This is a genomic window from Flavobacterium sp. J372, assembly GCF_024699965.1.
Taxonomy (GTDB): domain Bacteria; phylum Bacteroidota; class Bacteroidia; order Flavobacteriales; family Flavobacteriaceae; genus Flavobacterium.
Window position 1 is genome coordinate 3,122,370 of sequence record NZ_JAJOMZ010000004.1, and the last position, 12,488, is coordinate 3,134,857.

Below are 12,488 nucleotides of genomic sequence, written 5' to 3' on the forward strand. Positions count from 1 at the left end.
TGCTGGGTTTGTATAAATTTGGTTGGATGTGCCACGATTTTGCCACAAACTTAACCTGCTTAACTTGCTGATTTAAAGAACGGTATAATTTCCCTACAAAGATACAAAAAAGTTAAGTTTATGGTGGTGATGGCTCACTATTTCTACATAGTAACTATGCCTTTTTACAGCATCCATCAAGGCCATCGTAGGCAACAGGATCTGCTTTTATTTCATCGGCATCATAGCCAAGCTTGCTTATTGCCATCTTAATTTTAGCTATATCTGTCTTCTTTGTATTGTAAGTCACTTTGATAGTCATTGCCTTGTCATCAAGAACAACCATCTGCACTCCCTTTTCCTTCAGAAGTGCCTGATTGAATTTTGGCCCACAGGTCTCGCATGCCTTGCAATGGTCGCAATAGATAGCTGTTTTTATGGTTGCTGTCTGGATTGTCTTCTTATCCTGTGCAGAAACAGCGTTAATGCATAAAAGTAAAGTGAAGGCCAGAAGGAATGTTTTTAAGATTGATTTCATTGTCGTGTTTTAAAAGTTGTGGGTAAATATACTGATTGATTTTATAATTTCATTTTCTGGATGCGGACCGCATTCAGTATTGCCAGAAGGGCAACACCAACATCAGCAATAACTGCCTCCCAAAGGTTAGCTACTCCACCAGCCCCTAGAGCAAGTACCAGGACTTTAACCGTCATTGCAAGTATGATGTTCTGCCATACGATTCGCTTGGTCAGCTTTCCGACTTTTATGGCGGTGACGATCTTAGACGGCTGGTCATTCTGTATAACAATATCCGCAGTTTCAATGGTTGCATCACTGCCAAGGCCGCCCATGGCAATGCCCGCATCAGCTAAGGCGACAACCGGTGCATCGTTAACCCCGTCCCCGACAAATGCGATGCGCTTGCCCTGGTCTTTCAACTGCTGTACCTTTTCAACCTTTCCTTCCGGCAGCAGATCGCCATATGCATTATCAATGCCCAACTCCTTTGCCACCTGCTGTACAACAGCCTGCTTATCTCCCGAGAGCATTACCGTCTGAACCCCCAGCTTGTGCAGCTCCCTGATAGCCTGAGGGGCATCCTCCTTAATCTTGTCAGCAATGGTGATATGCCCGCTGTATTTATTGTCTATAGCAACAACAACAATGGTGTACACAATTGCGTCTACTGCCTGCGGGTATTCAATGTTAAATTTCTTCATCAATTTGGTATTGCCGGCAAGGACTTCTTTTCCTCCGATAGTACCCTTGAGCCCGTGCCCAGAAATCTCTTCAACGTTCGAGATCGAAATTCCCTGTAGTGCTTCTTTGCCCGTGTGCTCCACGATAGCAAGGCCAATAGGATGCGTGGATTGGCTCTCCAGCGCAGCTGCTGTTCTGAGTAGTTCTTCCTCCGGAATGCCCTGAGTAGCCACTTCCTGTACCTTGAAAATACCTTCAGTAAGCGTGCCTGTTTTGTCCATTACCACTACATTTACCTCTGTCATAACATCCAGGAAGTTAGAGCCTTTAAAAAGGATGCCTTTGCGGGAGGCAAGGCCGATACCCCCAAAATAGCCAAGCGGTATGGAAACCACTAAAGCGCATGGGCAGCTTATTACGAGGAATACCAAGGCTCTGTAAAACCATACCCTGAAAATATAGTCCTCTACAAAGAAGTAAGGGACAAGGCAGACTGCAAGCGCCAGGGCAAAGACGATTGGAGTATATACTTTGGCGAAGCGGCTGATAAAGAGCTGCGTCTGGGATTTGCGGGCGGTGGCGTCCTGCACCATCTCCAATATCCTGCTGAGTTTGCTGTCTTGGAACAGAGCAGTAACCTTAACCTCGGCCACGGTATTAAGATTGATCATACCTGCATAAATCTTTTCACCCTTAGCCTTTGTATCTGGCTTGCTTTCTCCTGTCAGCGCAGCAGTGTTGAAGGAAGCCTTCTCTGAAGAAAGCTCACCGTCAAGGGCCACCTTTTCGCCGGGCTTTACCTGTATCACTTCACCAACTTGTACCTCCTTTGGATGTACTACTTCAGACTTGCCGTTGCGCAGGACGGAAACCTCTTCGGGCCGCACATCAAGCAAGGCCTTAATGCTCCTTTTTGCCCTGTTGACCGCACTATCCTGAAACCATTCCCCAATAGAATAGAAAGCCATTACCGCCACGCCTTCGCTATAAGAGCCGATAGCAAAGGCACCAATGGTCGCCACGCTCATAAGGAAGAACTCATTAAAGAAATCAAAGCGCATCGCTTTACGCCACGCCATATACAGTACATTATATCCTGCTAAGAGATAGGCCACTGCGTAGATAATAAAATTAAGGGGGAATTCGGGGTTGTATTCGAAAGCGTATTCAAGCCCCAGCATGGTAAATAATATGGCTATGGCCGCAAGCAGCGGTAAATGTTCTTTCAACTCTTCTGCTTCTTTCGCCGAAGACGATGAAGCAGGGCTATTAATACTATTGTTCGTTTGCATATCTGTTCATAATATAGTGAATGTGTTACAATCTGATTTTTAAGCCCGCATTAATAACAAAACCATCTAAGGGTGCATAAATATCTCTGAAAACAGGATTATCCCTTGTTCCTGTGTAGATGCTATCAAACCTCGTTTGCCTTGTATCGGTAAAATTTTCGAAGTTTATATATACCGAGAAATTCTCCCATAGCTTCTCAGCCATAAAGCCAAAAATCCAATAGTCTTCCCCAGTAGCCCCATCATTTAGTTGTTGTGTCCCATAGTAATAGGCCTCTAGTCCAACCTTCCACTTATCTTCCAATTCATACATCAACACATTGTTTATCCGGTGTTTTGCAGTCAATGGGTGTTGTGTGGTAACGTTGCCTTCCCTGACTTTGGCATCTGTGTAGGTATAACCTAAAAACAAGTTGAAATCTTCGTAGCCGATCTTTATGTTTGTCTCTGTTCCTTTAGTGTCGATAAAACCATCAGAATTGATGAATTGAAGATTAGCATTGGGCAGCGATTCCAGAAGCAGCGGGTCATTTATAAACGTATAAAAAAACAGTTGATTTACGTTTAGCGAAATAACATCAGCTATTCGGGTCTTGTAATTAACATCGAAGTTCCCGCCATAACTTTTTTCCAATTTATTAAAGTCGCTGTCAATAGGCAAGACATTCTGATACTGTATCCTTTCGCTTTCCTCTGTAAAAATTGTGGGTGTCTTATACCCTAATCCGCCACCCAGGCGTGACGTTAATTTATCCGTTATGGTAAACTGAGCTGAAAATCTTGGTAAAAACACAAAGCCATAGTCAACTATATAATCGCCTCGTACTCCCGTTTCAAGGCTTAGCCAATCCGACGCTTTAACCGTATTCTGGATGAATAAGCCGTAGGTAGTCTGGTTATAATCACGCACCGGAAAAACTGAAGTTGGCTTCTCAGCAAAATCATCAGTCCATAAATTCAATCCGGCGATCCAGTCTGAAACCTCGCCATTACGGGAATAAGTTATTTCAGAGAAAGTACTGTTCTGCACGCCGTCAAAAACATATCCTGGAATTGTGATTACTCTCTTAAAATTATTAAAACTGTTCTTAACCGATAGCCTGCTGCTCTCGTTAAAGCGGTGCTGGAAGTTCATCTGCGTACTTACGCGGTCTGTTTTATTTTTCTCAAAATAGCCGTCAGCATTGTCATCTTTAATGAAATCAATATCACCACCAATCCTGTTCTCAAATGCTGTATTTACACCGACATCTAGGGTTGTGCCCTCATTAAAATAGATAAATATTTTTGGGTTGATATTGACCCTCTCAAATTTTGGTATAGCGGTAAAGTGTGTATCTGAGGGATCATATGGTGCATTACGGTTATGGGAGGCAAATAAAGTGACGCCAAACTTTTCAAAGCGCTGTGAATAGAACCCGTTTATATCAAGTCCTAGTGCAGATGTACCGTTAAGATGAAAACGTAACTCCCTTTCTTCCGATGGAGTTTTTGAGATAAGGTTCACAAGCCCTGCAATTGCACCTCCTCCATATAATGTTGATGAAGACCCTTTAATAATTTCAACTTGCTTGAGGTCTAATGGGGGGGTCTGAAGCAGGCCGAGCCCACTTGCTGCACCTGAATATAAGGGGAAGCCATCCTTTAAGATTTGGGTATACCTTCCATCCAAGCCCTGTATTCTTATTGAAGCGTTTGCCGAGGTTGCCGAGGTTTGCTGTGTTTGGATGCCGGTACTCTCACTCAGCAAGAGCCTGATATCTCCCGGTTTCATATTTGCTTTCTCTTCCAGTTCCTCACCGGATATAAATTCAACCCGGGTAGGAATGTTCTGGATCGTCCTGGTACTTCTTGTAGAGGATATAATTACTACCTCTTCTAATTCCTCTGAATCACTTATTAACAAGACATCTATTGGCAGATCCGAGTTAAGAGGAAAGCTTACTATGGTAACATTCTCATTGTAGCCTAAGAAAGAAAATTCAATTTCATAGGTACCATCTGGAATATTACTTATTGTTACCAGGCCATTCTCATCGGCCGATGAATGTAACCGGAGGGAATCTATAGATGCGCTGGCTCCTGCAAGGGCTTCTTTTGTTTCACTGTCAAGTATTCTTGCAGAGAAAGTATTCTGTGAATACGCTATGCCTGTAATGAGCATAACCATCCACATTAAAATATATTTTTTCATGTGATTTTGCTTAAAAATAAATAAATGTGAATAATTAATTCTGTATTTACTTAAGCAATCTTGGGAGGCTGCCAGATAGCGCCTGAATGACACGAAATTTGTATAACCTGGTGAGAATCCAAACCTTTATGAGACACGAATTCTGTGGCTATAGATATGTTTATAGACAACGGTAGGATAAATCCTGCACAAGTCCCGCAGGCATGAAATGGTGAGCAGCATAACGAGCAATCGTCAACATGCGTATTTTCTTTTTGGCATCCGTCAGTTTCATTCGCATCAGCACAAATATCGCATGGCAGCACCGAAAGGGCTGTGATAAAAAATGCGAGTATTATTGCTGCGAATTTCATGACTACGAATTTATAAATTTATCAACTACGCTTTGGTACAATCGAACATTTTAATTTATCAGTATACCACACACACAAAAAATTAAAAAAAATATTTACAATTTTCATATATTATCGTAATATTGCAATATAATAATAAACAATGGGAGCAACTAAAACCGATCATTTTACGGATAACCAAAATGAACTGGCTGTCTTAGCCAAAGCTTTGGGACATCCAGCACGAATAGCAATCATCGAATACCTGATGAAAGTCGATACGTGTATCTGCGGCGATATCGTGAATGAGATGCCTTTGGCCCAGCCAACGGTTTCACAGCACCTGAAGGAACTTAAGAATGCAGGCCTTATCAAAGGAAATATTGAAGGCACCGCAATTTGCTACTGCATCAATGAAGAAGGATTCGAGAAGATTAAGGGTTTCTTCCAGCATATCACCGAGTATATCGAAAAGAAAAAAGCAAACTGCTGCTAACTAAATTATAATCTTATGAAATTATCAGAAATTAAAAATCATCTTAATGGACTAGCTACATTGTCCTTCCAGCTTCCTGATGGAGCATTTGTGCCGGAAAACTTCCACGTTACAGAAGTGGGATTGATTACTAAGGACTTCATCGACTGCGGGGGTACCATTAGAAAGGAAACTGTTGTGAATTTTCAACTATGGGAGGATTCCAATGACGAGGACCACAGGCTTAAACCGGAGAAACTTTTAAAAATCATTGAATTGTCTGAAAAGGTTCTGGGCATCGGCGATTATGAAATTGAAGTGGAGTTCCAGGACAGGACGATAGGGAAATATGACCTTGGCTTTGACGGCGGGAGATTTTTGCTGCTGAATAAGCAAACCGCATGCCTTGCCTCAGACCAGTGCGGCGTTCCTGCTGAGAAGAAAAAAGTTGCTCTTTCGGAAATTGCTTCCGGAACTGCCAACAGCTGCACACCGGGTGGGGGCTGCTGCTAATAATTTAAACCAATAACAAAAGACATCATGATTTATCCGGAAATAGCTAGTATCACCAGTAAGTTCAGTCCCGAAAATATTTCAGAGGAACGTAAAGAGGTGCTCAAGCCATTAATTGACTTTGTACAGGCAAAAGCCTTTTCTCAGGAAGAAATAAGACTTAACCTGATATGTACCCACAATTCCCGCAGGAGCCACCTTGCTCAGATATGGGCACAGGCAGCAGCGGAATATTACCAAATCCCGAAAGTTTTTTGTTATTCAGGCGGAACAGTGGCAACGGCCATGTTTCCGGTTGTAGCTGAAACCCTAAAGTTGTCAGGCTTCAGGATACAGGCACTCTCTATTGGGTCTAATCCGGTTTATGCTGTAAAATATTCAGAAAACCAGCACCCTGTAATTGCCTTCTCTAAAACGTACGATAACGAATTTAATCCCGAAGGCGGCTTTGCAGCGATAATGACTTGTTCGCAGGCTGATGGCGGGTGCCCTTTTATTTCGGGCGCCGAAAAGCGGATTGCCATAACGTATGAAGACCCGAAGGCATTTGATAATTCACCGCAGCAAGCGCAAAAATATAATGAGCGCAGCCTTCAGATCGCCGAGGAAATGTTTTATGTATTCTCCCAAATAAAAAAATAAGTATGTCCGCAAACAATTGTGCCCCTGCAGCTGATAGAAAAAAACTTGGATTCCTGGACCGGTACCTAACTTTATGGATTTTCCTGGCTATGGCAATAGGCGTAGCACTTGGCTACCTGCTGCCGTCAAGCAGTGACTTCATCAACTCCTTCTCAAGCGGCACCACCAATATACCCCTTGCAATTGGCTTAATCTTAATGATGTACCCACCGTTAGCAAAAGTAAATTACAGCAAGATGGGCGAAGTTTTTGCCAATACTAAAGTTTTAGGTGCTTCGCTGCTGCTTAATTGGGTTATCGGGCCAATCCTGATGTTTGCCCTTGCTTTACTATTTCTTAAAGGTTATCCGGAATATATGATTGGGGTTATCCTCATCGGGCTGGCGCGCTGCATTGCGATGGTGGTAGTTTGGAACGACCTTGCTGATGGCAATCGTGAATATGCTGCCGGGCTTATTGCGCTCAACAGTATTTTCCAGGTTTTTCTATACAGCGTATATGCCTATATTTTTATAACAATTCTTCCGCCCTATTTCGGTTACGATGGCTTTGATGTAGATATTAGTATTGGCCAGATTGCAGAAAGTGTGGGTATTTATCTAGGTATACCTTTTGCTTTGGGTATCATAAGCAGGTATGCTTTGATCAGGCTTAAGGGAATTGAATGGTTTCAGACTAAATATGTTCCTTTTATATCACCAATAACCTTAATAGCTCTTCTGTTTACTATCGTAGTAATGTTTAGCCTTAAAGGAGAACTGATTGTTCAGATACCAATGGATGTTGTCAGGATTGCGATACCGCTAGTAATTTACTTTACAATCATGTTTGTAATAAGCTTCTTCACGGGGCGCTTCTTTGGGGCCGACTATTCAAAAAGCACGTCCATAGCATTTACGGCAACGGGAAATAATTTTGAACTGGCTATCGCTGTAGCCATTGGTGTGTTCGGGATTAACAGCGGCCAGGCTTTTGCGGGGGTTATAGGCCCATTAGTAGAGGTACCTGCTCTAATTGCGCTAGTCAACCTTGCTTATTATTTCCGAAAGAAATTTTACATAAAAAATGGTCCTGCAGAAAACTAGTAAAATACATAGTAAAATTTATTTATTGCACCCAGCTTACAAATTTATGCGCAGCAGTTGTTTCCGCTTTGTATAGGTGGGCACGGCACAGTGCCATAACTGCAGTACACGCAGCAATCTCCCTGTTTAGGTTTTAGTGTGGTACTGCAACTGCTGCACTGGTAAAAGAACGTACAAGCATTTTCCGGCATTAGCTCTTCATTTTTGAAGCCGCACTCCGGGCAGGTTATCACCGATACCAAATTAACTTTATTTCCTTTCGTATGCAGCCTGTTGCGGTAATAGTTTACAAGCGCTGAGGCTAACAGCACAAACATTCCAGCGTAGATAAAGGTTAGTTCCATGGTAATGTAACCATATACGATAAGGCCTCCACCCGGCACACCTACCATCAAGGGATACAAGCAACGATGTCTACGGTAAGAAAGAAGCAAGCCGATGAGAAAAACGCCTATGAGCGCCAGAAAGACCGGCATGGTCCATCTGCCAAAAAGTTCAACGCCTCCAAGGCCTAAGGCAGAGGCGCCAAAAGCAAATAGCGGAAAGCAGCATGGTGACAGCAATGCAGTTAGGAAAATAGCGCCAACTCCTATACGGTCAATCTTATAATTTTTCATGTCGTGTAACGATTTCAGCAAATATAATAATTCCCATGCTTAATTATGTTTAATACGTGAATGTGATGCATGAGTGAATGGTAATTCCGTCTGGGTTTCGATCCTGCTGGCAAACTGGCTGGGTATATTCAAATGTTAACAGTCTCTAAAGCCCGTAGGGTATGCAGCAGGCATTAATTATCTTTGATAGTTAACTTCAAACCTCTTACATTATGAAAAATAAAATTCTGGTAAATGCAGCTATTGCCGGGCTGTTGCTGCTATCCGGCTGCAAAAACAAAACGGCAGAAGATGCCGATAATAAAGGTACTGCTATTGATACTGTACAGCAAACCACTTCTCATGCGACAGCAGGCGCAAAGGCGACCGGCGACCTGATGGCTGACATGAATGAAATGATGGACAAGGTACATGCCTTGGAGAAAAAGGGAATTGCCGACTACGACCTTGCCGCCGAACTAAGGGAACACCACAAGGGCGCAATAGCAATGTCAGAAACGCAGCTGGATTCCGGTATAGATGCACAGCTCAAAGAGATGGCACAGAAGATAATGGACGCGCAGCAAAAAGAAGTAGACCAAATCGACAAGATGCTTGACGGTTACGATGACAAAGCAAAGGATTATGACCCTATGAACACTGATAGTGGATTAGGCAAGGCCATGATGGATAACATGCAGGCTATGATGAAAATGCCGGAGATGGATGCGGTTTCGGTAGACAAGTCATTTGCAACGATGATGATCAAGCACCATCAGGATGGCATTAAGATGGGCAAGACAATACAGCAGTATGCAAAAGATACGAAATTTAAACAGATGGCGCAGAAGATGATTTCAGACCAGCAAAAAGAAATTGAGGCACTTCAAAATTGGCTGACGCAGCATAAATAAAAAATAGGTTATAGTAAAAAGCCCCTGCTGTGCAGGGGCTTTTTTCGTTCAGGTGCAGTGATGCACAGGTGATCCGATACAGTCCCTATTGTTACCTTTTGTTAGCAATAAGCCAATTGCTCATTTCGATTATCTCCTGTGACTGCATCTCGACAATACCATTGGCCATTGCCGATAGTTCAGTGTCGCTCCCGTGGTGAAGGTAGGATGATGCGCTGTCTATCGCAGCCTGATGGTGTATGATCATAAGGCTGGCAAAATCATTGTCAATATCACCGGTGATCACCTGCTGGTCAGCCATGGCATCCATTTTATTCATCCCCATCATCTGCTCCTCCATAAATCCCATATCCATATCATCAACCGCTAGCCCTGAAAGGATAGCCTGAAGCTCCTGTATCTCCTGCTGCTGTTCGGTCATTATAGCCTGCGCCATGGACTTCATCTCTGCATTGTTACCTTCCTGCAGCTCCAGGTTAGCCATAGCGATGGCGCCCTGATGATGCATGATCATCATCGCGGCAAAATCCACATCCGGGTCATGGGTCATTTCCATGGCCGCCATTTCATCCATCATGCCATGCATGGTATCCATCATCTTGTTGTCATCATGAGCCTGTAGCTGTACCGCATTGTCGGTTGCGCTGTCATCATCGGAACATGAAACCATGAATGACAGGGCAGCTGCTGTTACTAATACAATTGTTTTTTTCATAATTGTCGGTTTAGTTGTTTGTTATCATATTGTTGCACGCATCGGCGCACGACCTGCAGGCTTCTGCGCATTGCACGCAGTGCTCCATTCCCATAGCAGCATGTTTTTCGCATTCCTCTGCACATGCATTGCATACCTCAGCACATAAGCGGCAAAGCTCAATGCTGTAATCACTTCCCAGGCTCATCATCTCCGCAGCCGCCCTGCAGATAGCCGCACACTCCAAATCCAGCCTGATACACCTTGCAAGATGATTCACCTGGTCTTCGCTTAAACACTCTGTTGCGCAATGATTGCACGCGACCGCACAGGCCAGGCAGGCTCTGATACAGTCCATAAATCTTTGATGTGACATAGTCTAAAAATTTAAAATTAAATACTTTTTAATAGGTGAAGGCAAGGCCTCCTCCAAGACCCATATCACTGTCGTAATGTGCCGACAGTGACCAGAATTTGGTCAGGATGTACCTGCTTCCCACGCTATACTCGTAATCGGTGTTCCACATCCCCCACAGCCTGAGCCTCGAGGTGACCGGGATATCATCCCTTGTGAACTGAAGCCTCACCCTGCCTTCATGGTCGACCCTTAAATCGCTTTCTACAAACCACGGCAGCACATATATTAATCCCAGGCACGCTACTGCCCTTTGATCCTGCGTGTTGATCTGCCCGAAGAGGTTTTTCTCGGCATCGCTGGCATCATGGTACCTGAAATCAAAACCTACGTAAGCGGACAGGAATTGCATCTTGTCGAGATACCGCCCTATGTGCGCCTCGGTCTCATAACCTGCTTCATTATTGTAACCGAGCCTCCATTCCAGGTCCGCAAAATTGCGGGTGCCGTCAAGGCGAAGCTCGCCATCGCTGCCGTTGCTTTCAAGGCCGATGTCTGCGGAAAAGTAGTAGCGCCTGTCGTCAGCATATACTTTGCCTAGTGCCTCTTCGGCATCGGGTATTTGTGGATTCGGCGGGGAATTTTCATAGGTAAAGATCCTCCCCATGCCTGACATCATATGGTATAAGATATGGCAGTGGAAAAACCAGTCACCGTACTTCGCATCGGCATGGAATTCGATGGTATCGGTTTCCATCGGCATGACATCGATAACATTCTTTAATGGAGAATAATCACCATGCTGGTTCACCACCCTGAAGTAATGCCCGTGCAGGTGCATCGGGTGGCGCATCATGGAGTTATTGGTCATTACAATGCGGATATTCTCCCCTTGTTTTATCAGTATTTTGTCGGTCTCCGATACTACCTTATCATCAATGGTCCAGACGTAGCGGTTCATATTGCCTGTCAGTTCGAAATGGATAGTGCGTACCGGACCCTCCGGCAACGTTGTTTTCTTGGGTGATTTGAGCATATTGTAGTTCAGCGTGACGATTTCGCTGCTTGCGCTGCTATGGGCACTGTGGTCCATACCTGCGTCCATTCCCATATCCATAGCCCCCGCATCTGCTGATTCGCCAGTTATCTCAGGATACATCACCGCGTTCATGTCCATGGTTTGCAGGCTCATATCCATACCCATATCCTTCATTTGGCCGCCTACCGTCATCATGTCGTTCATCATTTTCATGCCTTCAAAATAGTTCAGGCGCGCAAGTGGCTGCTCGAGCTGCTTTATGCCCTGCCCAAGCCAGAGCGAGGCTTGCCCGGTTCTGTCTTCGGCAGTAGCGACAAATTCAAAGGCCCGTTTGTCGTCAGGGATAGTCACTATAACGTCGTAAGTCTCGGATGTGCCGACAATAAGCCGGTCTACCTCAACAGGCTCGACCTCTTCGCCATCGCTGGCAACAACGGTAATCTTCCCACCGGAATAGGTAAGCCAGAAGTATGATGAGGCACCACCGTTAATGACCCGGAGCCGGACTTTATCACCTGCTTTGAATTGCGGGGCGTGGTCTTCATTCTTCCCGTTTATCAGGAACCTTTCATAGTAGACATCGCTTACATCCATCGCGTGCATCCGCTTCCACTCGTTGGTAAACTTTGTGCCCAGCTTACCCTCCTTTGCGGCTTCCAGATAGTTTTGTGTAGCGCCTTTTTGGATGCCATACCAGTCATTGGCCTTATGCAGTGAGCGCTCTATATCGTGGGGTCCTGATCGGTCCAGTCACTGATAAGGACAGTATATTCCGGAGCTTGCGGCACATCCCTCTTATGGATGATAAAGGCCCCGTACATGCCCACCTGTTCCTGGAGCATCGTATGGGAATGGTACCAATAGGTACCTGACTGTATTAGCGGGAAAGTGAATACATGGGTCGACATGGCCTTAATGGGGGCAGTGGTCAGGTACGGGACGCCATCCTGCTCGTTAGGAAGCAGCAGCCCGTGCCAATGTACGGAGGTCTCATGGTGCATCTTGTTATGGACATAAATCACTGCGGTATCCCCTTCGGTGAAATGGAGCTCCGGCCCGGGTATGGTACCATTGATGGCAATTCCTTCCACGTCCTTGCCTGTATAATTTACGATCGTATCGGTTATAAATAAATCATACCGCACCGCTTTCGGCTTGGTCTTTGGCGCGCTTTTAG

The 12,488-nt window shown here is 44.6% G+C and carries 14 protein-coding genes and 1 pseudogene; 5 read left to right on the plus strand and 10 right to left on the minus strand.

What is annotated here, in order from left to right; genetic code table 11:
* Nucleotides 1–154: 154 nt before the first annotated feature.
* Genes LRS05_RS15325 through LRS05_RS15340 form a run of 4 tightly spaced genes read right to left on the minus strand, consistent with a single transcriptional unit; the run spans nt 155 to nt 5,019 of the window.
* Nucleotides 155–517 (minus strand): heavy-metal-associated domain-containing protein, encoded by a 363-nt coding sequence (locus tag LRS05_RS15325; RefSeq protein ID WP_257869113.1) that lies wholly within the window; start codon nt 515–517, stop codon nt 155–157.
* A gap of 41 nt (nt 518–558) precedes the next feature.
* Nucleotides 559–2,472, minus strand: coding sequence for a heavy metal translocating P-type ATPase (locus LRS05_RS15330; protein WP_257869114.1), 1,914 nt, complete (start codon nt 2,470–2,472; stop codon nt 559–561).
* A 25-nt stretch (nt 2,473–2,497) separates the two neighbouring features.
* Nucleotides 2,498–4,666, minus strand: coding sequence for a TonB-dependent receptor (locus LRS05_RS15335; RefSeq protein WP_257869115.1), 2,169 nt, complete (start codon nt 4,664–4,666; stop codon nt 2,498–2,500).
* A gap of 50 nt (nt 4,667–4,716) precedes the next feature.
* On the minus strand, nt 4,717–5,019 hold the full coding sequence (locus tag LRS05_RS15340) for a hypothetical protein (RefSeq protein ID WP_257869116.1): 303 nt from the start codon (nt 5,017–5,019) through the stop codon (nt 4,717–4,719).
* Between the two features lie 142 nt (nt 5,020–5,161).
* On the opposite strand from LRS05_RS15340, the gene LRS05_RS15345 reads away from it, so the two are divergent.
* Genes LRS05_RS15345 through arsB form a run of 4 tightly spaced genes read left to right on the plus strand, consistent with a single transcriptional unit; the run spans nt 5,162 to nt 7,713 of the window.
* Entirely contained in the window at nt 5,162–5,494 is a 333-nt protein-coding gene (locus LRS05_RS15345; protein ID WP_257869117.1) for a helix-turn-helix transcriptional regulator, read from the plus strand.
* 15 nt (nt 5,495–5,509) lie between these two features.
* Entirely contained in the window at nt 5,510–5,986 is a 477-nt protein-coding gene (locus LRS05_RS15350) for a DUF6428 family protein (RefSeq protein WP_257869118.1), read from the plus strand.
* A gap of 27 nt (nt 5,987–6,013) precedes the next feature.
* A complete protein-coding gene (locus tag LRS05_RS15355) occupies nt 6,014–6,628 on the plus strand; it encodes a low molecular weight phosphatase family protein (RefSeq protein WP_257869119.1) in 615 nt (204 codons plus the stop codon).
* Between the two features lie 2 nt (nt 6,629–6,630).
* Nucleotides 6,631–7,713 (plus strand): ACR3 family arsenite efflux transporter, encoded by a 1,083-nt coding sequence (gene arsB, locus LRS05_RS15360; RefSeq protein WP_257869120.1) that lies wholly within the window; start codon nt 6,631–6,633, stop codon nt 7,711–7,713.
* 44 nt (nt 7,714–7,757) lie between these two features.
* On the opposite strand, the gene LRS05_RS15365 is transcribed toward arsB, so the two are convergent.
* Nucleotides 7,758–7,982 (minus strand): GDCCVxC domain-containing (seleno)protein, encoded by a 225-nt coding sequence (locus LRS05_RS15365; RefSeq protein ID WP_257869287.1) that lies wholly within the window; start codon nt 7,980–7,982, stop codon nt 7,758–7,760.
* 24 nt (nt 7,983–8,006) lie between these two features.
* Nucleotides 8,007–8,330: pseudogene (locus LRS05_RS15370) on the minus strand (MerC domain-containing protein); the annotation flags it as partial.
* Nucleotides 8,331–8,542: 212 nt separating this feature from the next.
* On the opposite strand from LRS05_RS15370, the gene LRS05_RS15375 reads away from it, so the two are divergent.
* Nucleotides 8,543–9,223: a DUF305 domain-containing protein gene (locus LRS05_RS15375; protein WP_257869121.1), complete on the plus strand. Its 681-nt coding sequence runs from the start codon at nt 8,543–8,545 to the stop codon at nt 9,221–9,223.
* Nucleotides 9,224–9,314: 91 nt separating this feature from the next.
* Here LRS05_RS15375 and LRS05_RS15380 read toward each other — a convergent pair whose 3' ends face one another.
* The 4 genes from LRS05_RS15380 to LRS05_RS17380 are packed head-to-tail and all read right to left on the minus strand — an operon-like array spanning nt 9,315 to nt 12,456.
* Nucleotides 9,315–9,938 (minus strand): DUF305 domain-containing protein, encoded by a 624-nt coding sequence (locus LRS05_RS15380; RefSeq protein ID WP_257869122.1) that lies wholly within the window; start codon nt 9,936–9,938, stop codon nt 9,315–9,317.
* A gap of 10 nt (nt 9,939–9,948) precedes the next feature.
* Complete coding sequence (locus LRS05_RS15385; RefSeq protein WP_257869123.1) at nt 9,949–10,293, minus strand: four-helix bundle copper-binding protein; 345 nt, start codon at nt 10,291–10,293, stop codon at nt 9,949–9,951.
* 28 nt (nt 10,294–10,321) lie between these two features.
* Nucleotides 10,322–12,061, minus strand: coding sequence for a multicopper oxidase domain-containing protein (locus LRS05_RS15390; RefSeq protein ID WP_308224984.1), 1,740 nt, complete (start codon nt 12,059–12,061; stop codon nt 10,322–10,324).
* Complete coding sequence (locus tag LRS05_RS17380) at nt 12,034–12,456, minus strand: multicopper oxidase domain-containing protein (RefSeq protein WP_308224951.1); 423 nt, start codon at nt 12,454–12,456, stop codon at nt 12,034–12,036. Before LRS05_RS17380 ends, LRS05_RS15390 begins: the two co-directional genes overlap by 28 nt.
* Between the last annotated feature and the right edge of the window lie 32 nt (nt 12,457–12,488).

What these genes read in the sequence shown, in the direction of transcription:
- LRS05_RS15325 (WP_257869113.1), bottom strand. Translation starts at nt 517, where the DNA reads ATGAAATCAATCTTAAAAACATTCCTTCTGGCCTTCACTTTACTTTTA.
- LRS05_RS15330 (WP_257869114.1), bottom strand. Translation starts at nt 2,472, where the DNA reads ATGCAAACGAACAATAGTATTAATAGCCCTGCTTCATCGTCTTCGGCG.
- LRS05_RS15335 (WP_257869115.1), bottom strand. Translation starts at nt 4,666, where the DNA reads ATGAAAAAATATATTTTAATGTGGATGGTTATGCTCATTACAGGCATA.
- LRS05_RS15340 (WP_257869116.1), bottom strand. Translation starts at nt 5,019, where the DNA reads ATGAAATTCGCAGCAATAATACTCGCATTTTTTATCACAGCCCTTTCG.
- LRS05_RS15345 (WP_257869117.1), top strand. Translation starts at nt 5,162, where the DNA reads ATGGGAGCAACTAAAACCGATCATTTTACGGATAACCAAAATGAACTG.
- LRS05_RS15350 (WP_257869118.1), top strand. Translation starts at nt 5,510, where the DNA reads ATGAAATTATCAGAAATTAAAAATCATCTTAATGGACTAGCTACATTG.
- LRS05_RS15355 (WP_257869119.1), top strand. Translation starts at nt 6,014, where the DNA reads ATGATTTATCCGGAAATAGCTAGTATCACCAGTAAGTTCAGTCCCGAA.
- arsB (WP_257869120.1), top strand. Translation starts at nt 6,631, where the DNA reads ATGTCCGCAAACAATTGTGCCCCTGCAGCTGATAGAAAAAAACTTGGA.
- LRS05_RS15375 (WP_257869121.1), top strand. Translation starts at nt 8,543, where the DNA reads ATGAAAAATAAAATTCTGGTAAATGCAGCTATTGCCGGGCTGTTGCTG.
- LRS05_RS15380 (WP_257869122.1), bottom strand. Translation starts at nt 9,938, where the DNA reads ATGAAAAAAACAATTGTATTAGTAACAGCAGCTGCCCTGTCATTCATG.
- LRS05_RS15385 (WP_257869123.1), bottom strand. Translation starts at nt 10,293, where the DNA reads ATGTCACATCAAAGATTTATGGACTGTATCAGAGCCTGCCTGGCCTGT.